Annotated in this window: 21 protein-coding genes; 9 read left to right on the forward strand and 12 right to left on the reverse strand. The window is 54.9% G+C overall.

What is annotated here, in order from left to right; all coding sequences use genetic code 11:
• Positions 1 to 11 precede the first annotated feature (11 nt).
• Together ACTJJ1_RS22480 and trhA are read right to left on the reverse strand one after the other, a co-directional pair.
• A complete protein-coding gene (locus ACTJJ1_RS22480) occupies positions 12 to 509 on the reverse strand; it encodes a DUF2165 family protein (RefSeq protein WP_440835390.1) in 498 nt (165 codons plus the stop codon).
• A 163-nt stretch (positions 510 to 672) separates the two neighbouring features.
• Positions 673 to 1,350: a PAQR family membrane homeostasis protein TrhA gene (gene trhA, locus ACTJJ1_RS22485; protein ID WP_004952439.1), complete on the reverse strand. Its 678-nt coding sequence runs from the start codon at positions 1,348 to 1,350 to the stop codon at positions 673 to 675.
• A 190-nt stretch (positions 1,351 to 1,540) separates the two neighbouring features.
• Between trhA and ACTJJ1_RS22490 the strand changes: the two genes are divergently transcribed.
• Both ACTJJ1_RS22490 and ACTJJ1_RS22495 read left to right on the forward strand, forming a co-directional pair.
• Entirely contained in the window at positions 1,541 to 2,149 is a 609-nt protein-coding gene (locus ACTJJ1_RS22490; RefSeq protein ID WP_004952444.1) for an HD domain-containing protein, read from the forward strand.
• 224 nt (positions 2,150 to 2,373) lie between these two features.
• The gene (locus ACTJJ1_RS22495) at positions 2,374 to 5,526 is read left to right on the forward strand and encodes a DUF4214 domain-containing protein (protein ID WP_440835393.1); all 3,153 of its coding nucleotides are present in this window, start codon (positions 2,374 to 2,376) and stop codon (positions 5,524 to 5,526) included.
• Positions 5,527 to 5,578: 52 nt separating this feature from the next.
• Here the strand turns inward: ACTJJ1_RS22495 and ACTJJ1_RS22500 are convergent, their stop codons facing one another.
• Genes ACTJJ1_RS22500 through ACTJJ1_RS22515 form a run of 4 tightly spaced genes read right to left on the reverse strand, consistent with a single transcriptional unit; the run spans position 5,579 to position 9,669 of the window.
• Positions 5,579 to 6,904, reverse strand: a complete 1,326-nt coding sequence (locus ACTJJ1_RS22500) for an MFS transporter (RefSeq protein WP_062792660.1) — start codon at positions 6,902 to 6,904, stop codon at positions 5,579 to 5,581.
• The gene (locus ACTJJ1_RS22505; RefSeq protein ID WP_122288808.1) at positions 6,901 to 7,554 is read right to left on the reverse strand and encodes an antibiotic biosynthesis monooxygenase family protein; all 654 of its coding nucleotides are present in this window, start codon (positions 7,552 to 7,554) and stop codon (positions 6,901 to 6,903) included. The genes ACTJJ1_RS22500 and ACTJJ1_RS22505 overlap by 4 nt, the downstream gene beginning before the upstream one ends.
• Before the next feature lie 52 nt (positions 7,555 to 7,606).
• The gene (locus ACTJJ1_RS22510) at positions 7,607 to 8,956 is read right to left on the reverse strand and encodes an amidase (RefSeq protein ID WP_421413801.1); all 1,350 of its coding nucleotides are present in this window, start codon (positions 8,954 to 8,956) and stop codon (positions 7,607 to 7,609) included.
• Positions 8,956 to 9,669, reverse strand: a complete 714-nt coding sequence (locus ACTJJ1_RS22515; protein ID WP_004952457.1) for a DUF2848 domain-containing protein — start codon at positions 9,667 to 9,669, stop codon at positions 8,956 to 8,958. Before ACTJJ1_RS22515 ends, ACTJJ1_RS22510 begins: the two co-directional genes overlap by 1 nt.
• A 128-nt stretch (positions 9,670 to 9,797) precedes the next feature.
• On the opposite strand from ACTJJ1_RS22515, the gene ACTJJ1_RS22520 reads away from it, so the two are divergent.
• Complete coding sequence (locus ACTJJ1_RS22520) at positions 9,798 to 10,475, forward strand: GntR family transcriptional regulator (RefSeq protein WP_004952459.1); 678 nt, start codon at positions 9,798 to 9,800, stop codon at positions 10,473 to 10,475.
• A 41-nt stretch (positions 10,476 to 10,516) separates the two neighbouring features.
• On the opposite strand, the gene ACTJJ1_RS22525 is transcribed toward ACTJJ1_RS22520, so the two are convergent.
• Complete coding sequence (locus tag ACTJJ1_RS22525; RefSeq protein ID WP_440835396.1) at positions 10,517 to 11,263, reverse strand: SDR family oxidoreductase; 747 nt, start codon at positions 11,261 to 11,263, stop codon at positions 10,517 to 10,519.
• Between the two features lie 25 nt (positions 11,264 to 11,288).
• On the reverse strand, positions 11,289 to 12,101 hold the full coding sequence (locus tag ACTJJ1_RS22530) for a MipA/OmpV family protein (RefSeq protein WP_440835397.1): 813 nt from the start codon (positions 12,099 to 12,101) through the stop codon (positions 11,289 to 11,291).
• A gap of 452 nt (positions 12,102 to 12,553) precedes the next feature.
• On the opposite strand from ACTJJ1_RS22530, the gene ACTJJ1_RS22535 reads away from it, so the two are divergent.
• Together ACTJJ1_RS22535 and ACTJJ1_RS22540 are read left to right on the forward strand one after the other, a co-directional pair.
• Positions 12,554 to 13,222, forward strand: coding sequence for a response regulator (locus tag ACTJJ1_RS22535; protein ID WP_409443804.1), 669 nt, complete (start codon positions 12,554 to 12,556; stop codon positions 13,220 to 13,222).
• Positions 13,219 to 14,625 (forward strand): ATP-binding protein, encoded by a 1,407-nt coding sequence (locus ACTJJ1_RS22540; RefSeq protein ID WP_004952472.1) that lies wholly within the window; start codon positions 13,219 to 13,221, stop codon positions 14,623 to 14,625. Before ACTJJ1_RS22535 ends, ACTJJ1_RS22540 begins: the two co-directional genes overlap by 4 nt.
• A 115-nt stretch (positions 14,626 to 14,740) precedes the next feature.
• On the opposite strand, the gene ACTJJ1_RS22545 is transcribed toward ACTJJ1_RS22540, so the two are convergent.
• The 4 genes from ACTJJ1_RS22545 to gcvT all read right to left on the reverse strand — a co-directional run bounded on the left by ACTJJ1_RS22545 (position 14,741) and on the right by gcvT (position 20,459).
• Entirely contained in the window at positions 14,741 to 15,706 is a 966-nt protein-coding gene (locus ACTJJ1_RS22545; RefSeq protein WP_440835400.1) for a quinone oxidoreductase family protein, read from the reverse strand.
• A 122-nt stretch (positions 15,707 to 15,828) separates the two neighbouring features.
• On the reverse strand, positions 15,829 to 18,708 hold the full coding sequence (gcvP, locus tag ACTJJ1_RS22550; protein WP_440835402.1) for an aminomethyl-transferring glycine dehydrogenase: 2,880 nt from the start codon (positions 18,706 to 18,708) through the stop codon (positions 15,829 to 15,831).
• A 221-nt stretch (positions 18,709 to 18,929) separates the two neighbouring features.
• A complete protein-coding gene (gene gcvH, locus ACTJJ1_RS22555) occupies positions 18,930 to 19,316 on the reverse strand; it encodes a glycine cleavage system protein GcvH (RefSeq protein ID WP_004952479.1) in 387 nt (128 codons plus the stop codon).
• 45 nt (positions 19,317 to 19,361) lie between these two features.
• Positions 19,362 to 20,459, reverse strand: a complete 1,098-nt coding sequence (gcvT, locus tag ACTJJ1_RS22560) for a glycine cleavage system aminomethyltransferase GcvT (RefSeq protein ID WP_440835404.1) — start codon at positions 20,457 to 20,459, stop codon at positions 19,362 to 19,364.
• 861 nt (positions 20,460 to 21,320) lie between these two features.
• On the opposite strand from gcvT, the gene ACTJJ1_RS22565 reads away from it, so the two are divergent.
• The 4 genes from ACTJJ1_RS22565 to ACTJJ1_RS22580 are packed head-to-tail and all read left to right on the forward strand — an operon-like array spanning position 21,321 to position 25,856.
• The gene (locus tag ACTJJ1_RS22565) at positions 21,321 to 22,328 is read left to right on the forward strand and encodes a C-terminal binding protein (protein WP_409443801.1); all 1,008 of its coding nucleotides are present in this window, start codon (positions 21,321 to 21,323) and stop codon (positions 22,326 to 22,328) included.
• A gap of 24 nt (positions 22,329 to 22,352) precedes the next feature.
• Positions 22,353 to 23,354, forward strand: coding sequence for a radical SAM protein (locus ACTJJ1_RS22570; RefSeq protein WP_006327758.1), 1,002 nt, complete (start codon positions 22,353 to 22,355; stop codon positions 23,352 to 23,354).
• A gap of 24 nt (positions 23,355 to 23,378) precedes the next feature.
• Complete coding sequence (locus tag ACTJJ1_RS22575; RefSeq protein ID WP_004952488.1) at positions 23,379 to 24,641, forward strand: ATP-grasp domain-containing protein; 1,263 nt, start codon at positions 23,379 to 23,381, stop codon at positions 24,639 to 24,641.
• Positions 24,642 to 25,856: a hypothetical protein gene (locus ACTJJ1_RS22580; protein WP_006327760.1), complete on the forward strand. Its 1,215-nt coding sequence runs from the start codon at positions 24,642 to 24,644 to the stop codon at positions 25,854 to 25,856. It begins immediately after the preceding gene.
• Positions 25,857 to 25,908: the final 52 nt, after the last annotated feature.

The following is a 25,908-nucleotide window of genomic DNA, read 5'->3' on the forward strand; positions in this document are numbered from 1 at the left end:
TACACCCCTCGCTATTCGTCCAACTCTCCGTCACGCTGAACCAGATAGATCAGAACTAAAATAAGGGTTACAAAGAAACGAAAGGCATCAGGCACGCCGTTCCACTGTTGCGACATCCACATACCGAACCACTCTCCCCCGATCGACATAAAGCCAACTTGCCAGGTCAGGAACCCGAGCGTCAGGCCGGCTACCGCCAATTTTTTACGGCCATTAAACGCTTGCGACGGCAGTTTCAGGCCACCCAACAAACGCAGGCCGCCGATCCAACACAGCAGTGCGGTCAGGCTTTCCAGCATAATAATGACGATATAGCCTGCGTGATGCAGCCAGGGCGTTTGTATCGAGCGGTAAGTGATGGTCGCATCGGGGAAAATAGTGTCCATCATAAAAACATGGCGCACAAAGGCGAAGTTGGAGCCGTAATCCGTAATATTGCCAAAGGCAACCAGGGTAGCAAACAGCGCCATAGCGCATACCAGCAGCGCCTTAGATAAGCGAACGATCATAGTGATGATTCCTGAAAAAGTGATAGGTGCACCGAAAGTGCAAGAGTGCGGGCTCAGGAATGGGAAAGGGGGCTTGCTGGATACCCGTAAGAAGCAAGCGCTCCCTTTTTAACCTAAAAGAAACGCTTGTTCAATATGGCATTTACACCTGTGCGGTCGACACTCAGACGTACAGATAAATCGCCATAAAATGGCACAGGCTGCCGCCGAGCACGAAACCATGCCAGATAGCGTGACCGAAGCGGAACCGTTTGGAGGCGTAAAAAATCACCCCCAGGGTATAGACCACGCCACCCACCGCCAACAGCGTTACGCCGCCGATCGCCAGGCGGGTCGCCAACTGATAAATCACGATCAATGACAGCCAGCCCATCGTCAGATAGGTGACCAACGACAACGCCTCAAAGCGATGGGCGAACGCCAGTTTGAACAATACCCCCAGCAGCGCCAACCCCCAGATAACCGCCATCAGCCCTTTGGCCAGCGGCGAGTTGAGCCCCACCAGCAGAAACGGCGTGTAGGTACCGGCAATCAAGAGATAAATGGCGCAATGGTCAAACTTCTTCAGCCAGTGCTTGGCTTTCTGATGCGGAATGGCATGGTACAAGGTTGAGGCAAGATACAGCAGGATCATGCTGCCGCCATAAAGACTGTAACTGGCGATGGCCGTGATACCGGCGCCGGTATCCACCGCCTGTACCAGCAACAACACCAACCCGACAATGCCGAAAACCAGTCCGATACCGTGGCTGATGCTATTGGCTATCTCTTCTGCCCACGGATACGCCGTAGCGGTATTTCTGTCGTTCTCGGCTTTCATCACTACGCCCGTATTTCCCATAAATCACAAACCCTCAAACGCACAATATTGTTCGAAATTACCGCAAACCAGCTTAACTGAGAACAATTCCAGTGTACACGTGTACGCTAAAATAAAACTGTGAATGCGTGTAACGCCACAAACATCGAAATCCCCTGCCCGCTGGTCTACAATCGACGAGCTTCAACCCACCTACCTTGAGGTTTACACCATGTCATCCGCTGTACCCGCGTTAGATTTCGGCTCAATGACCCAGGTCATCCAGTTCCTGATGGAAATCGACAAGTTGAAAAGCGTGCAACGCCGCACCAAAGTTCTCGGCACCCAGCGCCAGGAAAATTCCGCCGAGCACAGTTGGCACTTTGCCATTGCCGCTCTCAGCCTGGCGCCGTACGCCGGTGAAGGCGTTGATATCCAACGGGTGATACAGATGGCGCTGCTGCATGACATCGTGGAAATCGACGCCGGCGACGTGCTGGTTTACGATCTGGCAGCGCGCGCAGCAATCCACGATCAGGAAGTGGCGGCGGCACGGCGGCTGTTTGGCATGCTGCCTGCGCCACAACGCGAGTCTTTCACCGCTTTATGGCAGGAGTATGAAGATGGCGAGAGTGCCGACGCGCGCTTTGCGCTGGTGCTGGACCGCACCATGCCGATGCTGATGAACCTGCATAACGAAGGCCAAAGCTGGGTCGAGAACGGCATCAGCCTGGAGCAAGTGCTGTCACGCAACGCGATGATCGCTGAAGTCCACCCGGAGCTGTGGAAGCACCTGCTGCAACACCTGCAGGATGCGCAGCGCAAAGGCTGGCTGAAGTAATTTTATCTGCTGCAGTGAGCACACACTGCAGCCTGTTGCACAGCGCCACCTCACTCCGCAGGGCTCCATAGCTTGCTTTAACCACCATCGTAGCGGTCAGTTCGAGGCAAAGCCATGATAGGCAGCACTCCCCCCAACTCCGGCACGTAGTAGTCCCTTCCTTGCTTAAGCCCAGATTCTCTTCTTTACTTACCTTTTGCGAATCCATTTTTCTGGGAAATGTCATGAGCTCACTTTTCGTTCAACGTGATGTTGCCGCATTATTTTATGCCATAATAGGAAAAAAAGCTGATATTAAAGATATCAATTATTTTTCAAAAAAATTAACGCAAGAAAAACTCTCCATTGCTGCATTAACAAATAAATTCATTCATTCTGAATTAGGTCAGTCGCGTCTATCAGAACTAAATGATCGTGAAAAAGTACAGTTTATTTACCACAATATTCATGGCGCCGACGCATCGGAGGAAATACTCGCTTATCTTCTCAACCGGTTAGAGAAGAACGGCGATCTCGGTAGCCTTTCCGCTTACATGAGTAACGAACTGTTGCATTACACAGGGACAGAGACTCTCTTGCAAGAACAACAATCTGCGTTGATTGAAACCGTAAATCAAACGATTTTCCCCTCTTTTAACGGCTCCGTACCAGACGGAGCCGCATGGGTGCAGGGTTTTTATTATGCAGTGAAATCCACGATGACTTCCGATGGTATAAACTATTGGGGTAATGTGATCAATAATCACCCTGAACAGTTAAATCTGATTGCACAAAAGTTTGTCGATGGTAAAAAAACATTGTCTAATCTTAGCGACAATGATTTCGTCATCAAAATTTATGACAATATTTTTGGCTCAAACCCCGACAACAACCAATTGCAAAAATATATTACTGGGCTAAATATCGGCACGGAAAATCGTGGTGATGTTATAGTACGTATGATTAATGACCTCCGCAATGATGGCACCAGCGATCATGCTGATGCCAAAGCGATTTTTTTGGCTAATACTCATGTTTATGCTGCTGGAGAGTTACCGGCACCGGAGTATCAAGAGGCCATAACTGCAATATACTTGAGCATTGCCGGTTATTATATTGATGCCAATGCATTGGATACCTACAGTAAGCAATTAGCCGCAGGGCGATCCGAGAGTGATATCCTCGCCATGTTCGCTAAACAACCTGCGTTCGCCAAAGCCACCTCACACCAGATAATATTCAATAACCTATGGGGAAGGCCCATGACGACAGCCGAGTCTGTCGCAATTATGAACGAAAGTGGCAATGATGCACTGAAGGCAACATTGGCTGTATTGGCACACTTTCGTGCTAATGAGAGTATTATTGCAGGCAATGGCGGAGCACCGGGCAGTTATGCAGTCCAACAATTCGAACAAAAAATCGGTGCCAACTTAAACTATGTCAAGCAGGGTATACTGAAAAACGGCGGTGAAAACGGAGCATTAACCGGGATAATAAATAATCATGGCGTCGAACATATTATTTCTAATGCTGAGTTATCCATGCTGAATGACATTACTTTGAACGTCGTAAAACCCGGCACTATCGATATTAGTCACTTGAATGGGTGGCATACGCTTATCCTCGATGGTACTGAAAGTGTTTTGCTGAAGCTGTCACCCCAACCGCTCAATAATATTGATATAATCCTGAAAAACCCGAATGTAACCTTTGCCCACCCTATTACTGGAAACAATCAAAACGTCATCATCACAGCAGATGCGGATATGGCGCATGCCACCGGCGAGCTTAAATTCAATTATTCAAAATATATCAATGTGCAGTGGCAAGGTAATGGCATCAATGACGGTGCCAATAGCGTTAGCGATACTTTCAAGATTAAGGGGTATGACCAAGGCTCGGTATTAACCGCTAACCTTATCACCAAGAATGTTTATCTCACCACGGGTGGTGATGGTACGCTTTCCGGCACTATTGCCACCAATGTAGGCAACTTTACTCTTTTCCCCCAGATCGATTTGGCAGGCTATCGAGGTACGGGTTCTATCTACGTTGACGGACAATTAGTCGGTAACGAGGGCAGGCACGTATTTGATATAGGCCTCTTGGCCGATCCCTCGATCACTAACATACACAACAAGGATTATACGCATGTCACCGATCTGAAAGCCCCCGAGCTTTGGGATCCTGCGTGGGGGATGCCAAACGGCTTTACTGGTTCATACGGTTTGGCGCTGTCTGGCTTTGCCGATAATGTTACGGTGATTAATATGCCGGTAGATTCATTTATGGATGCCCCTTTTAGCCAACGTGCTTTAGAAGTCACCGGTAATGCCGGTGCAAACAGCCATATTACCTTTGAGTACGCTCCCGATTACCGCTATAAAAATTTTTCGCCAGTGATGACAATTACTTTTGATGCGAAAAATATAGCTCAAGCTGATGCCGGCACCTTATCGTTCAAAACCGATACGGTCTATATTGATTCTGGTATTCCGGAGGTCAGAGAGTTTTTGGAAATATCATCTAAAGGGGAGGCGGAAAACACCCTACGCCTTGAGGGCAATGACAACCATATCAGTGAAATTAACATTACTGGTGATAAGGCGCTTAACCTCACCATCAAAAACAACTTCAGTGAAGAATTGAAATCTATCACCAGTCACATGGCTAATAGCACGTTACTGAATTTAACCCTGGAACAAGGGGGGACAGGCGGCGGGCAGTTCTATCAGGTGCTAAAACAATTAGATGGGCTGACGGGATACGATACGATCATGACCCAAATGGCCGGTTACCAACTGTCGATCGCTAACGATGCCCCCACGACCAGTGGCACCCAGGCTAATCATATCTATAACGTAATGGGCAATACGATACTGGCAACCGGCAAAGGCGCGGATACGGTGGCATTCAGCCACAGTACCGTTGATAACATGGTCACCTTTAACGATTACGAAAACAGCAGCACGCAAAATGCATCATGGATTGAAGGCGACAACATTGCCGTCGGTAATGTCGATCGGCAGTGGCTCTTTTCCGCGGGTGGCAGCAAGACTATTGATCTCGTCGGCAGCTTATCCCTGAATGAGCTGACAGCGCTACTCTCCGGAATGAATGTCCAGACGAATACGACCCCGCAACAATTGTTCATTGATCTTATCTCTGAAGTCACTCAAGGCCACAGTCAGGGTGCATTGAGCGAAGTCAGCGCCTTATCGTTGAATGGATTCTATTTTGTAATGGTGGACAAGAACCTGAATCACAGCCTGGACAACGATGACATTATTTTTGGTCTCACAAACGACAATGCCTTCAAAATGGCCCATTACGATTCACCGGCTCTGGAAGTTAATGGCATTGGCAGTTTTACTCACAATGCCGTAGCTGCATAGCGGTTATTTATCACGCATAACTTTCACGCCGGGCTCTGACCCGGCGCGATTTTCACAAGGGTTTATGCGCCGTTTCCCGCGCGGCAATCACCGCCCACAGCGTGATCAGTAACGCCGCCACCACATAGGCCGAAATCGCCAGCGTGCTGTCGTAGGATTTGAACAACGTAGCGATAATCAGCGGCGCAAAGCCGCCACCGAGAATGCCGGCCAACGTGTAGGCCAGCGACGAGCCGGCATAACGTACCCGGGTCGGGAACTGTTCGGTGATAAATGCCGCCTGCGGGCCGTACATTGCCGCATGGATCAGCAAGCCGATCACCACCGCCAGGCAGATCAACACCGGCTGGCTGCTGTCCAGCAACGCAAAGAACACGAACGCCCAAACCATCGCCGCCAGCGCCCCGCCGATATACACCGGCCGACGGCCAAAGCGATCGGACAGCGCGCCGAACATCGGCACGGTAATGGCATTGCCAATCGCCCCCAGCATGGTGGCCGTCAGCGCCAGCGGGCGCGGCAGATTCAGCACCGTAGTGACGTAGGTCAGGGTAAATACCACCACCAGCGCATACAGTACGTCGGAACCGATGCGCGAGCCGCCGGCGATCAACAACGGCCGCCTGTGTTGAGTAAAGACTTCACGGATCGGAGCCTGAGTCACATCCTTCGACGCCTCCAGCTTCAGGAATGCCGGCGTTTCCCCCACGCCGCGGCGCAGCCACAAGCCAAAGACCACCAGCACCAGACTGAGCAGGAAAGGAATGCGCCACCCCCACAGTTGGAAATCATCCGCCGACATCGCCACCGTCACCAGCGTGATCAAACCTGTGCCAATCAAGGTGCCGCAGGAAGGGCCAACCTGAGCAAACGAAGCGTTGCGTCCCCGCTGATGCGATTTACCGTGTTCCATCGACAACAATACCGCCCCCGCCCATTCGCCCCCCAGCGCGATGCCCTGAATAAAACGCAACGTCACCAACAGCAGCGGGCTCCAAACCCCCCAACTGGCGTAACCGGGCAACAGCCCCATCAGTGCGGTGGTGACCCCCATAATCACCAGCGTGGTGACCAGCACAAATCGCCGACCCAATACGTCGCCGAGATGGCCAAAAACGATGCCGCCGATCGGCCGCGAAACATAGCCGACCGCATAGGTGGAAAACGCCAGAATGGTGCCCACCAGCGGATCGAACGACGGGAAGAACACGTGGTTGAAAATCAGCGCCGCCATAATGTTGTAAACGGTGAAGTCATACCATTCCAGTGCGGTGCCAATCGAACTGGCGGCCGCCAGCCTGCCGGTTTTTGGCGGATGGGCAGCAGAGGCGGCGGCAGATGAATCGACGATCGGCGTTTCAGTGGTTGATGTACTCATGATGTCAGCTCCTGCTTGGTCAATTGCCAGCCAAGTGCATAGTGTTGAGTGGCGTCGGCTGTTGTTTTCAACTGGCGACAGGCCAGTTCATTTAGCCGCAGACCGGCTGAGGCGCTGCTGCTTTCAATCAGCAGCATCGGCAGCAGGCGACGGTTTTCCCGCGATTCTTTTGGCAACGGCGAACTGAGTTCGACGTCGGGCGAGAGCAGGCTGCTGCGGACAAAACCGGGTTGTTCCGCCAGCATGTTTCCCAAATGGAGAATGGCGAGCTTAAGCCCCTCAGGTTCTGCCTGCTCAAGGGTGATGATGGCCAAATGACTGCCGCAGCCCTGCCCGGTTACGGCCTCCACCGCGCACACCCGACGCATCGGATCACGCATTTTATCGAGGCTCGACACCGACCAGGGGGTTTGTTGGGTAAAGGCGGCGCGGTAGGCCGCGGAGGTAAAACTGGCCAGGGATTCGGTTTTATACAACCCAAGGTATTTACGCCCGCCCTGCAATGCCTGGTAGCGCGTGCCCGACAAGAAACCGGGAACGCGTACCCGCTCTTCCACGTGCTCACGGTCGTACCACTGATTGAAATCCGCCTCGTCCTGCGCGGCGACATCTGTTGCGACAAACAGCATTCCGTTCGGGGAACCGGTCATGGGTACTCTCCTGTTAGCTCAAAGTATGGCGGGGCCATGCCCCACCGGAAAATCACGCACCGGCGAGACAGCGTTCAATCGCCAGCGCCCAGCCCAACAACGCCTCGTCATGCATGGGTAACCCAGCCAGCATCAGACCAACCGGCGCTCCGCCGGGCCGCTGACAAGGCAGCGACAGCGCGCAGCCGTCGAGGAAATTGATCACCGAAGGATTACGCAGCGCGGCGCCATTGATACGGAAATAGGCCTCTTCATCCATTTCAAGCTCGGCAACCGTCGGCGCGACCAGCGGTACGGTCGGCATCAGCAACGCGTCAAACGCTTGCACGGCGGCGGTAACTCGCCGTTGCCAATCGGCACGCTGCTGCTGTAGCTGCTGCAAATCCCCCTCCCCCAGCGGCTGACCGCGGCGAATGCGCGACAGCACCCGTGGGTCATATTCCTCGGCATGTTCGGCGATCAGCGCCTGGTGCCAGCGCCAGGACTCCAGCGCGCTAAAACCGCCGGCAGCATTGATGGCCGCCAGTTCGGCGAATTCCGTGCAGGGAATGGTTTCAATCTGCGCGCCGGCCTGCGCCAGCCGCTGCAGGCTGAAGCGAAACCCTGCTGCGACCTCTTCATCCAGGCCGTCCAGCACCAGGGTTTGCGGTACCGCAAAACGCGCCTGACTCAGGTTTTTTAACTGCGGCTGCAACGGCCGATCGGTTATCGCCGCATCCAGAGCGATGCAACCGGCAACGTCGTGAGCGATCACGCCGATCGAATCCAGCGAAGGTGACAGCGGCAACAGGCCGCCATCGTTAATTCGCCGGGCGGTAGGCTTAAAACCGGTCAGGCCGCAGAAGGCCGCCGGGATCCGCACCGATCCGCCGGTGTCGCTGCCAATCGAACCAAAACACATCCCGTCGGCCACCGCGACCGCAGCCCCGGAGGATGAACCGCCGGGAATACGACGTGCAGCGCGATCCCAAGGATTGGCAGGCGTGCCGTAGTGAGGGTTGATCCCAAGCCCGGAATAGGCGAACTCGGTCATGTTGGTTTTACCGATAACCACCGCCCCCGCCTGCAACAAGCGTTCCACCACCGCGGCATGTTTTGCGGCGGCCGGTGCGGCGGCCAGCACCCGTGAGCCGGCGGCGGTGGCTTCACCGGCCACGTCGAACAGGTCTTTGACCGACACCGGAACGCCGTCCAGCGCTGACAAAGGTTTCCCCTCCGCACGCCGGCGATCGGCCGCCAGTGCCTGCTGTTGCGCCCATTGCGCATAAACGCGGGTAAAGGTGCGCACTCCCTCGCCCTGCTCATCGGCAATGTGCGCCAGCGCGGCGGCGGTCAGTTGCACTGCGGTCAATTCACCGCTGGCCAGCCCGGCGGCGACTTGCCCTAAAGTCAGTTTTTTCATCACGCCACCACCGGCAGTTCAATGCTGTGATAGCCATGAGTGATAGAGCGCCCCAATACCTCGTCCGCCAGCTCCATGCGGAACTCCGCCGCCGGCCGGATGCCGCCAATCGCCGCTACCGTACCGCAGGTCATAGCTAATCCATCACGCGGCTGTGGTACCGTCAGCCCGCCTTCCGGCAACTGCTGGCCGCCCAGATAGCGCTCCAGCAGATCGCCCGGCGTACGCAGGCTCGCGAGGCTTCCCTGCTGATAAAGCCGGAATTCCCCGTCTTCCTTGATCCACGAACGCAGGATCAGCGAATCCCAGTGCGCGATCACCTCTCGCAGCGGCCAGGCGGTGCGCGCAACCGGCTTAACGCAGATCTGTTTAGAGAGCGCTACGCTGTGCGCTTCCAGTTGACGATCGGTATGATCGGACGCCAGCGAAACGTACAGCTCGCCGCGATGGGCGAAGATCAGCGGTTCCGCTTCCCCGGAGGTAGCGTTGCCGATCACTTCGATGCGTTCGCTCTGGCTTAGCTGGTTAACCGCCACCCGGTAAAACAGTGGGATTGCACTGGGTTGGGGCACGCCCAGCTCGGCCAACTCCCGAATATGGTGCAGGATCGCCTCGCGGTCGCGGCCGGTCCAACCGGCGATCACCAGATGATCAATCTCGGTATCCAGCGCCCCGGCGCCGCAGGATTCGGGTAAAATGAAGGTCAATCTCATGGCATTGTGCCCCTTTGGTTAAAATACTGTGAAATTTCACTATATCTTTAGTAACCAAATAAGCGATTTCCGTGCCATGTTTTTGTGTACTATGTCTAAAAACTTTCTTCTTGCAGGAGCAGAACGTGATGACCGTTGACGCAGAGAGCCAGGCACTCCCGACGGCAGAGGAAGCCGGGCTGTCACTGAACGAACTGGCCTATCGGCGCTTCAAGCAGGCGCTGGTGACGTTAAGCTATAAACCCGGTGAATATCTCAATACCGCACAGGTCATGAGCGAACTGGATATGGGCAGAACGCCGATCAATCAGGCGATCCACCGTTTGGCGAATGAAGGGTTGCTGCAGGTGATCCCGCGCAAAGGGGTGATGGTTTCTCCGCTGTCGATGGATGACGCGCTGGAGCTGATCGAAGTACGGCTGGCCAATGAAATGCTGTGCATGCGGCTGGCGAGCAAAAGGATTACCGAGCCACAGATCGCTGCGCTGACCGCGCTCAACCAACAAATCGAAGCCGCCTGCCAGAGTCGCGACCGGATTCGGATGATGACGCTCGATCATGCGTTCCATCAGGAACTGGCGCTGATCGCCGGCAATAACATGTTGGCGGATATCTTGAGCGTGCTGCACGCCAGGGCGCAACGTTTTTGGGCCAGCACGTTGTCGCGGGAAGGGCATATGCGGGAAGTGATCGAGGAGCATCGGGCGATTATCGCCGCACTGGCCGCCCAGGACAGCGACGCCGCGGCCGACGCGGCAGAAGCGCACATCCTGTCGTTCCGCAGCGCGCTGTTGCACGAGGGCTGAGCAGGCTCTTTCAGCATCGTTGCACGCAGCACCGCGTTCAATCACCGCCCGCCGGCAGCCTCGATAAAACTGCCGGTCACGTAAGACGCGGCATCGGACAGCAGAAAGGCGATGGCTTCTGCCACCTCTTCCGGATAGCCGCCACGCTGCATCGGCAACCCGCTTTTTACCCGGTCGACACGCCCCGGCTCACCGCCGCTGGCGTGCATTTCAGTATAAATAAACCCCGGTCGTACGCCGTTGACCCGGATGCCCTGCGCCGCCACCTCCAGAGAAAGCCCGGTAGTCAGCGTGTCGACCGCGCCCTTTGAGGCGGCATAGTCGACATATTCGCCCGGTGCCCCCAAACGGGCGGCGGCGGACGACACATTAACGATCGCTCCGCCCTTCCCTCCATGGCGCTTCGCCATGCGCTTCACCGCCTCGCGACAGCAGAGAAAATAGCCGGTCACGTTGGTGGTCAATACCTTGTTGATGCGCTCGGCGGTAAGTTGCTCGATACCGGCCTGCTGAAACAGAATGCCTGCGTTGTTGACCAGTGCGCCGATCGGGCCAAGGGTCGCGTCCAGTGCCGCAAACATCGCCGCCACCTGGTGTTCATCGGCGATATCCGCCCGCAGCGCCACCGCCCGGCCCCCCAGGGACGCGATCTCCGCCACCACCAGCTGCGCCGCCGCTTCATCTTTCAGATAGTTAACACCCACCGCGTAACCCTGGCGGGCCAGCAGCAGCGCCGTGGCGCGCCCAATGCCCCGGCTGGCGCCGGTGACCAGTGCAACTTTCGACATGCTATTCCTTGTTATGGTTGGGAAATCAGAAACTGTAACTGGCACTCAGGAAGGCAACCCCAGCCACTTTTTTCTCGACGATCGGGCTTTTGGCCGCGTCGCCCAACAGAGTATAGATACTCGCACCGGCCTGGAAGGCGATTTCCGGCGTCCATTGGTAATTCAGCACGCCATTGAGCGTCACCTGCTTAAAACCGCTCCCCGGTCGATAGGCGGCGAAAGAGGTTTGCTGCGCCTGCCGCTGCGTCACGCCAAAATAGCCGCGCTGATAACCGCTGTTGGCCCAGGTGGTGCTCAGATCACTCGACAGGGTCAGCGCCTCGCTCAGCGAATAAACCGCCGCCACCCCCAGATCGACATAGGCGGTATGCCCCAGATCCTCATCGCCGTAACGACGCGCTTTGGTGGCCTGCATACCTTTTACAAAGGCATGGAAAGGGTCAAATTTATAGCTCAGCTCTATACCCGCCTCAAGAGTGCCGTCGAGGTCACCCATGCCTTTTAACCGCTTATTGCGGCCGCTCAACGTTTTCACCTCCTCATCCCGCCCGTCGTCATAACCGGCCAATAAGGCGATGCCAAACGGCCCTGACAAGGGTAACTGCCAGCGTGCGCCGTCGATCAGGCCCAGACTGAAATCACCCCAGGCCGATTTATCGTAACCGGCCTGAATGTCGTACAGCGGCACGGCGCTATAGCTGGAAGCCCCCTGATAAACCGGTGCTACCGCCATACCGCCACTGAGTTTCAATGAAGCTTCTCCGTCATCCTGTGTAAACCCCTGCAGGGGAAATAACATCAATAACGTCACCGCAGAATAACCCAGGGTATTTTTCACCGTATCTACCTTATTATTTAATGGGAGTGTTATAGCGCTATCAGGCGCCGTAATTGTTTTTTCATACGTGGTTTTAAACTGTCAAAAACATCCGACATCTCCGTATGTGAGCTGAGCTGTACGGCTGGAGGGTGTGGGACTGAATTATTTTCCTCCCGGGCACCTATGTGAAAAATAAGCAGCTCCAGAGCGATAAATAAAATCACGCACGGACGGACAATCCCGCCAGAGAGGGCTAAATTTAAAGCGTTGCCAGCATGCATTTTTTTACCCTAAGGTGACTGTTGTGCTGGAGCAGCCTACCCGAAACCCTGAGTCGTTGCCTTAACGCGAAATTAACGCCAGATTAAGGTTTGCTTAAGAAGGCATAACCGAAGGGCCGTACGGCGTTGTCTTCCGCTGAGGGTTGTAGTTATATAGCCGCCAGCGCAGTGACATAAACCGGGTATCAAGTGAACATATTGCTTGTGGAAGACGATCTGCAATTGGGCAAAGCCCTGTGCCGCGCATTGGAACTGGCAGGGTTCGATCTGTGCTGGGTGCGGCTGGTCCATGATGCACAACTTCAATTATCGCAGGGCAGCTTCGATTTAATGCTGCTGGATCTGACCCTGCCCGATGGCGACGGCTTGACGAAACTGGTCGAATGGCGCGCCACCGGACAAAATATTCCGATCATTATTCTGACCGCACGCGACCGCATCGAGAGCCTGGTCAATAGCCTGGATTCCGGTGCAGACGACTTTCTGGCCAAACCTTTTGCGCTGCCGGAATTGATTTCACGCGTGAAGGCGGTGAACCGACGCATGGCCGGGTTCGCCTCCCAAACCTGGAGTCTCGGTAATCTGTATCTGGACCCGATGAACCATCAGGTCACCCTGGAAGACGAACTGTTGCTGCTATCAAAAAAAGAGTACCGCCTGCTGCATGAGCTGATGCGCTGCGCCGGTACTGTGGTGCGCAAAGCCACATTGGAACAGCGACTGTTCGGCAATGGCGACAGCGTAGAAAGTAATTCTCTGGAGGTGCACATGCATAACCTGCGACGCAAGATCGGCAAGGAAAGAATTATTACCGTGCGCGGCATCGGCTATTTATTAAAAAAAGAGATGCAGGGATGATTAGTTTCAAATCTTTTTTTATACGCACCATTGTTTTTCAGGTTATGGCAATACTTGTACTCTGGGGAATATTGCTTGGCTGGGTAAAATATCTGTATTACCCCGATGCAGAGAAGTATTTGGATAATCAGCAACGCATTGTCGCACAGGGCATCGCCAACATTCTCGATAAAACCGACATTACCGAACATAATTATCTCGAGATTATCAAAGATATCGAAATAATGTATATCGATTCGATCAAAAACGGCATGCAGGACGAAATAGACTATCGTCCGTTGTTTTTGGTTTACGACCATAATAATCGGATGCTCTACGCCTCGCCGCCGCAGGAAAAACCCTTGTCCCTGCCTCCTTCAGTGCTGTCCGGCACCATCAGCTATGCCAATATAAAGTGGCATATCGCCGGCAGTTGGAGCGATAAACAGCGCTTTAGAGTGATCGTCGGCGAATCCTTTGACAACCGCACCACTATTTTCGGCAACCCGGCGGAAAGTACCGCGATCCCGCTGCTGGTCGTCCTGGCTGCCATAATTGTTGCTCTGCTGATCACCGCCTATTTCAGCCTGCGGCCACTGCGGCAAATCGCCAGGATGATCTCCGATCGCAAACCCGGTAATTTATCGCCGATCAACGTCCGCGAGCAATATCAGGAAATCCGGCCGGTAGTGTTGGAAATCAATAAGTTGATGACGCGTATCGACGCCGCCAATCAGCGTGAAAAACGCTTTATGGCCGATGCCGCCCACGAGCTGCGCACCCCGATCGCCGCCGTGCTGGCGCAATTGCACTTGCTGACCCAGGTGGCGGATAAAACCGAGCGGCAGGAAATTATTGAGGACATGCAGCAAGGGCTGGATCGCGCGGCATCGCTGTCACGCCAGCTGATTGATCTGGCCAAACTGGAGTCGGAGAACTTTCCGCTGAAGATGGAAGCGGTGGATATCTACGCTGAAATCAGCAAGTGCATTGCGCAGCACGTGCCCTATGCGCTGGAGAAGAACATCGAACTTTCGTTGGATGGCAGTGAAAATGTGGTGGTTGAGACCGACCGCCACTCGCTGATTGCCATATTCACCAACCTGCTGGATAACGCCATCAAATACGCGCCGGCCGGTGGTCATATCGAAGCCAACATCCGCTCACTGTCGCCGATGGGTTGCTATATTAGCCTGCGCGACAACGGGCCGGGTGTGAATCAAGAACATTGCAAACGCCTGTTTGAACGCTTTTACCGCGTGCCGGGCACCCAGCAGATCGGCAGCGGCCTGGGGCTGGCGATCGCCAAGAACCTGGCCGATAAAATCGGCGCGCAATTGCGGATCACCGAAGGGCTTGACGATCGCGGTATCGGGTTTGTTATCGATCTGCCAGAAAATTACCAGGCGCCACAAGGAAAGTAATAAGGGATCTGGCCCATTTTGGGGCAGCTACGGAACTGTGGCTCGGGCTGGCCATCGGGGTGGCGGCACTGGCCAGTTTTTTCCTGGCGACCAAACTGGCCGCCAGGGCTGACGCCTAACGCGAAATACGGATCACCGAACGCACGTCGCTTTTCTTGTTCAAATCCCAGACGGCGGCAATCTCGGACAAGCCATGCTCCTGCGTCTCGACGGCGATCTTGCCTGCCGCCGCCAGGGCCAGGATCTCGCTGGCATACCTTTGCATCTCGGCTATCGGCGGGAAGTTGCCGGTGCCACTGCCCATAATCTGCAGTTGATTGCTGCGCAGCACCGCCGCCGGCAGTCGGATATCCGGCCCGGCCATCGACCCGACGTTAACCAAACGTATGCCGCGCCCACCGGCGTAGGAAGAGAGGTCATGGTTGTTCAAGGTGGCGAGCAGCGCTTCGGTGGCCGCTCCCCAGATATAATCGACAATCACGTGATAGCCATGCGGCCCCGCTGCGGCGGCGAAAGCCTGTGTCAATGCGGCCCCTTCCAGTCCAAGATCAACCGTGGCATCAACGTCCAGCGCATCCAACACGCTCTGACGGCGACCGGCAGCGACAATTCGCCCCGCTCCCGCCTGACGGGCGGCGGCCACCGCCAGCTTGCCCGACGTGCCCGTGGCACCAATAATCAGCACGGTTTCACCCGGCTGCACCTCGGCGCGCCAATGAAGCGGCAGCCAGGCGGCGAAAGCCGGATTTATCAGCGCCGCGGCAGTGGCGTCATCCACGCCTTCCGGCACCGGCACTGTCCATGACGCGACGGTTCTTTCCGCCAGTGCGCCATGCGGCTGGCGGAACGAGGCAAAATAAACCCGTTGGCCATCCGGCGTGTAGCCCACGCCATCGGTGCCGGGCACAATCGGCAAGGTCCTGGGGCTGGAGTAGTGGGTTCCCGCTACCATCGCGCGGTCAAGCTGCTTGATGCCCGCCAACGTTACCTCAATCAACACCTCACCGGCCTGAGCCTGCGGCTCTTCGACTGACCCGAAAACCGGTGGCTGCCCTAACGCTTTTACGATTGCCGCTTTCATAACGATTCCTTATGCCATTGAGTTTGCCCATTAAGCAGTGAAGCGCAACCACTGCGGCCCGGCAATAAAAAAGGGACACCGCATCATGCGGTGTCCCTTGCTAACAAACTTTACCGAATGTGTTATTCGTAGTCGCTCATTGGCACGCAGGAACAGAACAGATTGCGGTCGCCATACACGTCATCCAGACGCTTCACACTCGGCCAGTATTTGTTCTCACGCACACCGGCGATAGGGAACACCGCCAGCTCGCGGCTGTAGGCATGCTGCCAATCGCTGACCAGTTCCGCCTGAATGTGCGGCGCGTTCACCAGCGGATTGTCTTCCAGCGGCCATTCGCCTTTCGCAACCCGGTCAATCTCGCTGCGGATGGCCAGCATCGCGTCGATAAAGCGATCCAGCTCCACCTTGCTTTCCGATTCGGTGGGTTCGACCATCAACGTGCCCGCAACCGGGAACGACATGGTCGGCGCATGGAAACCGTAGTCAATCAGGCGCTTGGCGATGTCCATTTCGCTGATGCCGGTCTCTTCTTTCAGCGGACGAATGTCGAGAATACATTCATGCGCCACGCGATGGTCGCGGCCGGTATACAGCACCGGGTAGGCATCTTTCAGGCGGGTCGCGATGTAGTTGGCGTTGAGGATCGCCACCTGGCTCGCCAGTTTTAACCCTTCCGCGCCCATCATGCGGATGTACATCCAGCTGATTGGCAAAATAGAAGCGCTGCCGAACGGTGCAGCGGACACCGCGCCTTGCTGAGTGGTTACGCCGTCGATCTGCACCACGCTGTGACCCGGCACGAACGGAGCCAGATGCGCTTTGACGCCGATCGGGCCCATACCCGGGCCGCCGCCGCCGTGCGGAATGCAGAAGGTTTTATGCAGGTTAAGGTGCGAGACGTCTGCGCCGATGTAACCCGGCGTGGTGATGCCGACCTGAGCATTCATGTTGGCACCGTCGAGATACACCTGGCCGCCGAACTGATGAACGATCTGACACACTTCGCGGATGGTTTCTTCGTACACGCCATGGGTCGACGGGTAGGTCACCATGATGCAGGACAGTTCTTCGCCCGCCTGTTCCGCCTTGATGCGCAGATCGTGCAGATCGATGTTGCCGTTCTTGTCACAAGCCACTACCACGACGCTCATGCCCGCCATCTGGGCGGAAGCCGGGTTGGTGCCGTGCGCCGAGCTTGGGATCAGGCAGATATGGCGGCCCGCTTCATTACGGCTTTCGTGGTAACGGCGGATCGCCAACAGGCCGGCGTACTCGCCCTGCGCGCCAGAGTTCGGCTGCATGCAAACCGCGTCGTAACCGGTCAGTTGCACCAGCCACTGCGACAGTTGGCCAATCATCTGCTGATAGCCTGCCGCCTGCTCTGGCGGGCAGAATGGGTGCAGTTCGGAGAACTCAGGCCAGGTGATCGGGATCATTTCCGCCGCAGCATTCAGCTTCATGGTGCAGGAACCGAGCGGGATCATCGCCTGGTTGAGCGCCAGGTCTTTGCGCTCCAGACGGTGCATGTAACGCATCATCTCGGTTTCGCTGTGGTAGCGGTTGAATACCGGATGGGAGAGGATCGGATCCTTGCGCAGCATTGCCGCCGGGATCGACTGGCTGTTTTTGCTCACCACCGCGTCCAGCGCGTCGATGTCCAGCCCGTGCTCGTCACCCGCCAACAGGGCGAACAGCGTCTGCACGTCTTCACGCGAGGTGGCTTCGTCCAGCGTAATGCCGACTGCGCCGTGAATATCGGTACGCAGGTTGATGCCAAAACTCAGCGCGCGTTCCAGCACGGCGGCCTTGTCTTTGACTTCCACCGTCAGAGTATCGAACCAGGTTTTATGACGCAGCGCCAGACCGGCCTGTTGCAGCCCAGCGGCCAGAATGTCGGTCAGGCGATGGATACGCCCGGCAATGCGCTGCAGGCCCTGCGGGCCATGGTACACCGCGTACAGGCTGGCGATGTTGGCCAGCAGCACCTGCGAGGTACAAATATTCGAGTTGGCCTTTTCGCGGCGGATATGTTGCTCACGGGTTTGCATCGCCATACGCAGCGCGGTGTTACCGGCGGCGTCGCGGGAAACGCCGATAATGCGGCCCGGCATAGAACGTTTGAATTCATCGCGGCAGGCGAAGAAGGCGGCGTGCGGGCCGCCGTAGCCCATCGGCACGCCAAAGCGTTGCGCGGAACCGAAGACCACGTCTGCGCCCTGTTTGCCCGGTGCGGTCAACAGCACCAGCGCCATGATGTCGGCCGCCACGCTGGTGACGATTTTGCGGGTTTTCAGCTCAGCCAGCAACGCGCCGTAGTCGTGCAGCTCGCCGGTGGTGCCCACTTGTTGCAACAACACGCCGAATACGCCCTGCAGCTCCAGCACCTTCTCGGCTTTATCGACGATCACTTCAAAGCCGAAGGTTTCGGCGCGGGTGCGTACTACGTCCAGCGTTTGCGGGTGCACATCGTCAGCCACGAAGAAACGATTGGCGTCTTTCAGCTTGCTGGCGCGCTTGGCCAGCGCCATCGCTTCGGCGGCGGCGGTGGCTTCGTCCAACAGCGAAGCGGACGCCAGATCCAGACCGGTCAGATCCAGAGTCAGGGTCTGGAAGTTCAGCAACGCCTCAAGGCGGCCCTGCGACACTTCCGGCTGATATGGCGTATATGCGGTGTACCAGCCCGGATTTTCCAGCATGTTGCGCAGGATCACCGGCGGCGTCAACACCGCGCTGTAGCCCATACCGATATAGGATTTGTAGCGCTGATTCTGCGAGGCAATCGCCTTCAGTTCGGCCAGCGCCTGATGTTCAGTCGCCGCATCGCCCACCGGCGGCGGCCCCGGCAGTTGAATGTCTGCCGGCACAATCTGTTGGATCAGCGCGCTGAGCGACCGTGCGCCCACCGCTTCCAGCAACTGCTGCTGTTGTTGCGCAGAAGAGCCGATGTGGCGTTCGATGAACGCTTCGCTGTGTTCAAGTTGGCTGAGTGTCTGAGTCATTGCTACAAATTCCTGAATGCTGACGGGGTACGGGATATAGCCTGTTCTATAACTGAAACGCCCTACCCTCAAAGCTCGGATAAAGACGTTACATACTCAATGGATTTCAAGTTGCCGCCAGGCGACCGGCTTGCTTACCCCAGACGCTTACTTAAGTCAGTCACTGGGGTAAGCAAATGCAGATAACAACGCTGCTGCTTGAAAGACGAAGAGTATGCTGATTACTCGTCGATAGAAGCCTGGTACGCACCGGCATCCAACAGCTTACCGAGCTCGGCAGCGTCGGAAGCCTTGATGCGGAACAACCAACCGTCGCCATAAGGCTCGCTGTTCACCAGCTCCGGAGAGGCTTCCAGCGCATCGTTAATCGCAACGATTTCGCCGCTGATTGGCGCATAGATATCGGAAGCGGCCTTCACCGACTCCGCCACGGCGCAGTCGTCACCGGCGGTCACTGCCGCGCCAACGTCTGGCAGATCGACAAACACCATGTCGCCCAGTAATTCCTGTGCGTGTTCGGTGATGCCTACCACGTATTCGCCATTGCCTTCGTCACGCACCCATTCGTGGGATGCCGCGTATTTCAATTCTGTTGGCACATTGCTCATCGCCAGTTACTCCTTCGAAGAAATAAAGAATCAATAAACAAAAAATTAATTAATCAGTGGCTTACCGGCACGGACAAAGCCAGGTTTGGTGACCTTGACCGGCATTTCGCGGTTGCGGATTTGCACGATAGCCTGCTCGCCGATACCGGCGGGCACGCGCGCCAGGGCAATGCTGAAGCCCAGGGTCGGCGAGAAGGAGCCGCTGGTGATCACCCCTTCGTACGCCTGGCCTGCCGCGTCGGTGAAACGCACCGGCAGCTCATTACGTAATACGCCTTTTTCCGTCATGATCAAGCCGACCAGTTGTTCGGTACCCTGTTCCCGCTGCTGTTCCAGCGCGTCACGGCCGATGAACTGGCGATCTTCCGGTTGCCAGGCGATGGTCCAGGCCATATTGGCAGCCAGCGGCGAAACGCCTTCGTCCATCTCTTGGCCGTACAGATTCATGCCCGCTTCCAGCCGCAGGGTGTCGCGCGCGCCCAGGCCAGCCGGTTTAACGCCCGCCGCCAACAGCTTTTGCCAGAAATCCGCCGCCTGCTCTTTCGGCAAGGCGATTTCATAGCCCGCTTCGCCGGTATAGCCGGTGGTGGCAATGAACAGATCCCCGGCCTGTACGCCGAAGAAGGGCTTCATGCCTGCAACCGCGCTTTTTTGTTCCGGGGTAAACAGAGTGGCGGCGCGTTCTTTGGCCTGTGGGCCCTGCACCGCAACCAGCGCCAGATCGTCACGCACCCTCAGCTCAATGCCATAAGGTGCAGCGTGTTCTTCGATCCAGGCCAGGTCTTTGTCGCGCGTGGCGGAGTTCACCACCAGGCGGAAATAGTCTTCAGTAAGGAAGTAAACGATGAGATCGTCGATCACGCCGCCGGACGCATTCAGCATGCCGGTGTACAGCGCCTTGCCGGGTTGAGTGAGTTTGGCGACATCATTCGCCAGCAGATAGCGCAGGAACTCGCGGGTGCGGGCACCGTGCAGATCCACAATGGTCATATGGGAGACGTCGAACATACCGGCATCCTGACGCACGGCGTGGTGCTCATCGATCTGGGATCCGTAATGCAGCGGCATCATCCAGCCATGAAAATCTACCATGCGCGCACCGCACGCCACGTGCTGGTCGTACAGTGGGGTTTGCTTTGCCATCTTTTCCCTCATTCCACTCAGTAGCTGAAGTTAGGGTGCTGCCACGCAATACGTCAGATTATGGCTCGCGGGCCGGGTTACGTGGCGCACTGACTGCCCAACAGAAACGCTGCGCCGAAACGTACGGAAACTGTGGCTAACCGTCGTGACGCAAACGATACCTTTGTTCTGACGTTATCACCGAACGACCGCATTAACCATAAGTTAAAATAGGCTTGGCGGTGTCCGTCGTCAGTAAAACGCCGGGCTAGTGTGCAGAGTTTTTAACTGGAAAAATGCGCTTTAAGGCACAAAAACAACAATTGAAGCACCAAAAATCCAAAGTTATATAACAAACCAACGGCCAGTCGCGGGATTTCGACTTTTGATAACCGGTTATGGAATTAGAAAAAGTAATGCTAAAACCGGACTGGAATTAGATTATTTCAAATGAAGGGTTATATAAGGAAAAGCTATGGGTGATCCTCATATTTGCGCAGGTGAAACGGTCGTTCACTTGAGCGCCCTGGGTTCTGTGAATGGCGATGAATAGCTCCGTCCCAAGTCTCTCCGTCATATCGGGCAAATTGGATTCTTTCCCATGCAGAAAGTAAAAGGACTCGCTTACCCGCTCCGGTAAAGGTAAATATTTTTCACGTTTATTTTTCTTCTTTAAGAAGATTAATATTTCCACTCTTTACTCATTTTCTGTTTTTTTTGATTAACAAAATCACAACTATTGGTTTTATCACCTGCAAAAATAAAAAATGGTGGTTTTTAAAGCCAAAACCCATCGGCTTGTTAGAAAAAAAGAACCATGCTTCAATTAACGCTCAGTTTGTAATGTTAATGTTATCTTAACAATTATGAGGTGGACGTTAGATGGAATCCAGACGCACCAAGGTTTTAATCGTTGATTCGACAACGGAAAAACATTTTCCCCAGCCGGATATTGAACGAGAAATCCTGGCAGGACATGATGTTCGCTTGGTACATATCAGCAATATCAATGAAATACCCACCGAGATCCTGCCTGAAATAGAGTTCATGATCATCTGGGCGTGCATCCCGTCCATCCAGTTCAATCAGGCTTTTTTAAGCAATTTAAGCTGCTGCCGCGCAATCGTTAAAGCCGCCGTCGGTTACGATAATGTGGATATTGACGCTGCCAGGCAGCTCGGCATCGCCGTGTACAACATTCCCGACTACGGCACAGAAGAAGTGGCCGATCACACCTTGGCGCTACTGCTCGGCGTAGCCCGTAAACTCAACGACATCAATTTGCATGTCAGACAAGGTGGCTGGGACTGGGCCAGCGTCAAAAAATTGTATCGCTTGCGCGATAAGACCCTGGGGATCATCGGTTTTGGCCGCATCGGCGGTGCCGTGGCAAAAAGAGCGGCGGCCTTTGGTCTGAACATCCGGTTTTACGACCCCTATGTCGCCAGCGGGATTGATAAAACGCATGGCGTAACGCGCTGTGAATCCCTTGAGGAGCTGCTCGCTTCGGCGGATATCGTGTCTGTCAACGCTTCCCTAAACCGCACTTCCCACCATCTCCTTTCCGGACCGCAGTTTCAGCAAATGAAAGAAGGCGTATTGCTGGTCAATACTGCACGCGGGGGCATTGTGGATTCACAGGCTTTGTTGGCAGCGCTTAATTCCGGCAAGGTGGCTGCGGCCGGGCTGGACGTCCTGGAGAATGAGCCCGATATCCCCGCAGGTTTCAGAGATCTGGATAACGTTATTCTTACCGCACACTCAGCTTTTTACACTGAAGAATCGTTCCTGGAAATGAGAACCAAATCAGCCGAGCTGCTTTTGGGCATTATGGCCGGGGCTAGCGTGCGCAACTGTGTCAATGGGAACAGTATCTTACAGCCGTCGTGATCAATAAAAGCATGGAGAAAAACAATGTCTGCCGAGCAAAATATTGTCGTTAAACAGGTTGAAGAAGAAACGCGTTTTTCAGAAAAGCTGACGCCGTATTTAAAAGAACTCAGCAAAACCAGCCAGGCAATAAAGGATATGTATGAGTTCAATCCTGAATATGAAACATTGCCGGCCAATCTTGACGTTGACCTGCTGAACGAGAAAACATCCACGCCCGTTTTTGGTACGGTAAAAAAATATGATGGCCAACTATTGGTCTTGCTCTCTTACACCTGTGCCGCCAACTGCCGGTATTGTGAACGGCAGGATCGCGTGGGGGTTGGCCTGGATGTGGAAGGTCGGTTAAAAATGTCTCAGATTGATGATATCGTTGATTATATCGCCAACGATAAAAGCATCTACGAGGTCATCGCCAGCGGTGGCGATCCGCTGACCAACCCCAAAGGTCTGCAATATCTGTTTAATCGATTGAAAGCGATCGACCACGTAAAAGTGGTCCGGATCCATACCCGCTATCCGCTGCAAAACCCCGGCAAGGTGCGTATGGAATTGATGGAAGAGCTGGCGCAGGCTAAACCGACGGTATATTTGAGCCTGCATATCGACCATCCCGATGAGCTGCAACCTGAAGTCATCGAGATGATCCGGGCTTTCAAAAAGATGGGCTATGTGTTGCTGACGCAAACCGTCTTCCTGAAAACAATCAATGACGACAAAGACACGCTGAAAACCCTATTTTTGCGTTTATTCGAGTTGGGCGTTCGCCCGTATTACATTTATCACGGTCAGGAAGTCACCTCTACCCGGCGTTTTGTCATGCGCCTCGAAGATGAGATGGCGATCATGACGCAGTTGCGTAATGAACTGTCCGGCCTCGCCTTCCCCCAGCACGTTATCGATATCCCCAGCGCTTCCGGCAAAGTGGTGGTGCCGAGCGATCACTGGCAAACGGATACCGCTACCGTCACGGACTTTTACGGCAAAACGGTCAGAACGGCCGACTGGTCGCCCATTACCAACTAAAACTACAGGGAAAGAGGTTATCGCATGAAAACATTTATCATATTGCAGAACATCGTCACCTTCCGGACTGACTGGAATAAGCTGATCGACAGGGAAAAATACGCGGTCTGTCTGCTGACGGGGAAACAGGGCTGGGGCAATTTGCCCGCAGATCAAAAACCTTGTTTCGACGATATTCAAATCTGCGATCCCTTCACGACAGAAGAACTGACGCAAGCCTGTCGCGATCTTTTTACCCGTCGCAATATCACCAATATGGCGGAGGTGAGAATCATCACCAACGACGAGTATTTTCTGGGGCATGCAGCGCGCCTGCGGGAGACATTCGGTATTCAGGGGGCAACTTTTGCGCAAACTGAACCCTTTATCAATAAGTTGCGCATGAAGGCTGTCATCGCCGCCGGCGATATCGATATCCCTCTGGTCGTGCCCTTTTCTCCACAGGCCTATCAGGCAGCGCCTGAACGTTATCTTCAGCAAGTTGAGCAGCCTTTGTCTTATCCGATATTTGCCAAGCAAATTGATTCGGCTGGCAGTGAGCGAATCGCCAAAATTCATGACCGCCCGGCGCTGCGGCAATGGTGTGAAACCAATAAAGACGTTGAAAACTATGAGCTGGACCAATTTATTGAAGGAACGCTGTTTCATATCGACAGCCTGGTCTATCAAGGAAAGATCGCCGATATTTATATCTGCCAATACAGCCACCCCAACGCCGAGTTTATTGATGGCAAGCCAGTAGGCAGTTTGCCGCTGGACAAAGAAAATCCGCTGTATTCGCGCTTCGAAGCCTATAACTCCCGCGTATTCGACGCGTTGGGCTATGTGCCTGACGGCGCGACTCATCTGGAAGCCTTTCTGACCAAAGATGACCGTATCGTGTTTCTGGAAATCGCCGCCCGCGCGCCCGGCGGCTGGATCCCGCAAATGCATGCCCTGTGTTCTGGCCGCAATATCGAGGAACAGCATTTTCTGGCGCAAATGGGCCTGCTGGAACAGGCGAACGAGCGGCCTGTCGGTTACGCCGCCTGGGTGTGGTATCCGCATCGGGAAGGCGCACGCGCCGATATAGAAAAAAACATCAGCGTCGGCAGCGCATATAAAACGACATGGGAGGTTCCGCACGGCACGCTGCTGACCAGACCGCAGAGCGTACGCGACCGCATTGGCGGGATCCTGCTGTGGAATGATTCGCTGGCGTCTTTAACGGCGGATTTCCAATGGCTGGTAAATGACTACCTGCCTTATCACGATGCCGTGGCGGCAGATGACGGGGAGAGTCAGTAAATGAATACCGCCGGCATGTTGCGATTATGGTTTCCCAGTGCAATCAGCATCAGTCTGCTGAATCTGGAACTCCCTATCATCTCGCTTATTCTTTCGGCTTACAGCCTCAAGGCATCCGGCGATTACGCCGTTGCCTTGAGTACTTTCATGTTTGCCAACGCGTTTGTTTTCCCTCTGTGCGCGGTGGTCATCAAAATGAAAAAGAGTGCGGAGACGCTGATGTTTTCCGCGCTGCTCGCCGTCGCGGTCTTTTTGATATTCAATCTGGGCGTTTGGGGTTTTAGGCAACATATCAGCCCGCATATCGCCTTTATTACCCACGTGTTTTCGCTTTCTCTGCTGGCCGTAGGCGTCCGACGTTATCTGCAGGGATGTTGCATCCTGGAAGGCAAAACCGCCCTGATGAGCCGCGCCTCGTTCGTCCGCGTGCTGGTTTCGGTGCTCGGTTGTTATGCGCTGACCCGGTTTCAGGTGCCTGTGGATATGGCGGCGATCCTTGCGCTTGTGGCGGGTGCCTATACAGAGGCCATTTTGCTGTTGCTGTTGGTCCTGCGTCAGGGGATTCGGCTGCACGAAGGGGGCGGCAGGCACTATCGGCAAATCATCGCGCCTTACTTTTCGGCCTTTCTGATGACCGCCTCGTCGCTCATGAGCAACATCATTGTCGTCATCTGTCTGAGCCGGGTTATCGGCGGGAGTGAAGTGCTGCAATACTGGCCGTTAACCTTTGGCCTGATCTGCATTTCCATCGGCGCGGTGTTGGATATTGAGAGCATCCTGCTAAAAATATTGGGGCATCAGCCGCAGAAAAAACAGCAGTTCAGCTTCCTGGCGCTGCTGTGCCTGGCGGCACCCCTATTGTTCGTTGCGTTGTGCCTTATTCTTGATCGATTTGATCTGTTGCCGGCCGGGAGCAGAACGATTTACATGAATGCAGAATTTTTCATCGCCATCGTCGGTGTGTCGATGCTGTGGATTTTACGGGGTTATATTCGCGCCAACCTGATGAACGACAATCGGCTGAGGATCATCAATGCCAGCATTCTGGTGGCGATGATGACCCCTTTAGCCGTGTTTTACGCCGTCGAAATACCCAACTATGGCGTCATGCTGTCGCTGTCGATTTTTTCCGCGCTGATTATACTGGAGCTGTTGTGTTATGGGCTTTACGGCATGACGCAAGCCCTGCAACGGCGACAGATCGCCGCAGAGTAGTGCTCTTGGTTCATTCAATGACGATAAGGCTCCGCAAGGAGCCTTGATGATG

This window comes from Serratia sp. 22264 (assembly GCF_052045345.1).
Taxonomy (GTDB): domain Bacteria; phylum Pseudomonadota; class Gammaproteobacteria; order Enterobacterales; family Enterobacteriaceae; genus Serratia; species Serratia plymuthica.

Excerpts from the sequence above, each read along its gene's own strand:
- ACTJJ1_RS22505 (WP_122288808.1), bottom strand. The coding sequence starts at position 7,554 with ATGACCGGTTCCCCGAACGGAATGCTGTTTGTCGCAACAGATGTCGCC.
- ACTJJ1_RS22545 (WP_440835400.1), bottom strand. The coding sequence starts at position 15,706 with ATGAAAGCGGCAATCGTAAAAGCGTTAGGGCAGCCACCGGTTTTCGGG.
- gcvP (WP_440835402.1), bottom strand. The coding sequence starts at position 18,708 with ATGACTCAGACACTCAGCCAACTTGAACACAGCGAAGCGTTCATCGAA.
- ACTJJ1_RS22570 (WP_006327758.1), top strand. The coding sequence starts at position 22,353 with ATGTCTGCCGAGCAAAATATTGTCGTTAAACAGGTTGAAGAAGAAACG.
- trhA (WP_004952439.1), bottom strand. The coding sequence starts at position 1,350 with ATGGGAAATACGGGCGTAGTGATGAAAGCCGAGAACGACAGAAATACC.
- ACTJJ1_RS22540 (WP_004952472.1), top strand. The coding sequence starts at position 13,219 with ATGATTAGTTTCAAATCTTTTTTTATACGCACCATTGTTTTTCAGGTT.
- ACTJJ1_RS22490 (WP_004952444.1), top strand. The coding sequence starts at position 1,541 with ATGTCATCCGCTGTACCCGCGTTAGATTTCGGCTCAATGACCCAGGTC.
- ACTJJ1_RS22580 (WP_006327760.1), top strand. The coding sequence starts at position 24,642 with ATGAATACCGCCGGCATGTTGCGATTATGGTTTCCCAGTGCAATCAGC.
- ACTJJ1_RS22515 (WP_004952457.1), bottom strand. The coding sequence starts at position 9,669 with ATGAGATTGACCTTCATTTTACCCGAATCCTGCGGCGCCGGGGCGCTG.
- ACTJJ1_RS22480 (WP_440835390.1), bottom strand. The coding sequence starts at position 509 with ATGATCGTTCGCTTATCTAAGGCGCTGCTGGTATGCGCTATGGCGCTG.
- gcvH (WP_004952479.1), bottom strand. The coding sequence starts at position 19,316 with ATGAGCAATGTGCCAACAGAATTGAAATACGCGGCATCCCACGAATGG.
- ACTJJ1_RS22510 (WP_421413801.1), bottom strand. The coding sequence starts at position 8,956 with ATGAAAAAACTGACTTTAGGGCAAGTCGCCGCCGGGCTGGCCAGCGGT.
- ACTJJ1_RS22495 (WP_440835393.1), top strand. The coding sequence starts at position 2,374 with ATGAGCTCACTTTTCGTTCAACGTGATGTTGCCGCATTATTTTATGCC.
- ACTJJ1_RS22500 (WP_062792660.1), bottom strand. The coding sequence starts at position 6,904 with ATGAGTACATCAACCACTGAAACGCCGATCGTCGATTCATCTGCCGCC.
- ACTJJ1_RS22575 (WP_004952488.1), top strand. The coding sequence starts at position 23,379 with ATGAAAACATTTATCATATTGCAGAACATCGTCACCTTCCGGACTGAC.
- ACTJJ1_RS22525 (WP_440835396.1), bottom strand. The coding sequence starts at position 11,263 with ATGTCGAAAGTTGCACTGGTCACCGGCGCCAGCCGGGGCATTGGGCGC.
- ACTJJ1_RS22565 (WP_409443801.1), top strand. The coding sequence starts at position 21,321 with ATGGAATCCAGACGCACCAAGGTTTTAATCGTTGATTCGACAACGGAA.
- gcvT (WP_440835404.1), bottom strand. The coding sequence starts at position 20,459 with ATGGCAAAGCAAACCCCACTGTACGACCAGCACGTGGCGTGCGGTGCG.
- ACTJJ1_RS22520 (WP_004952459.1), top strand. The coding sequence starts at position 9,798 with ATGACCGTTGACGCAGAGAGCCAGGCACTCCCGACGGCAGAGGAAGCC.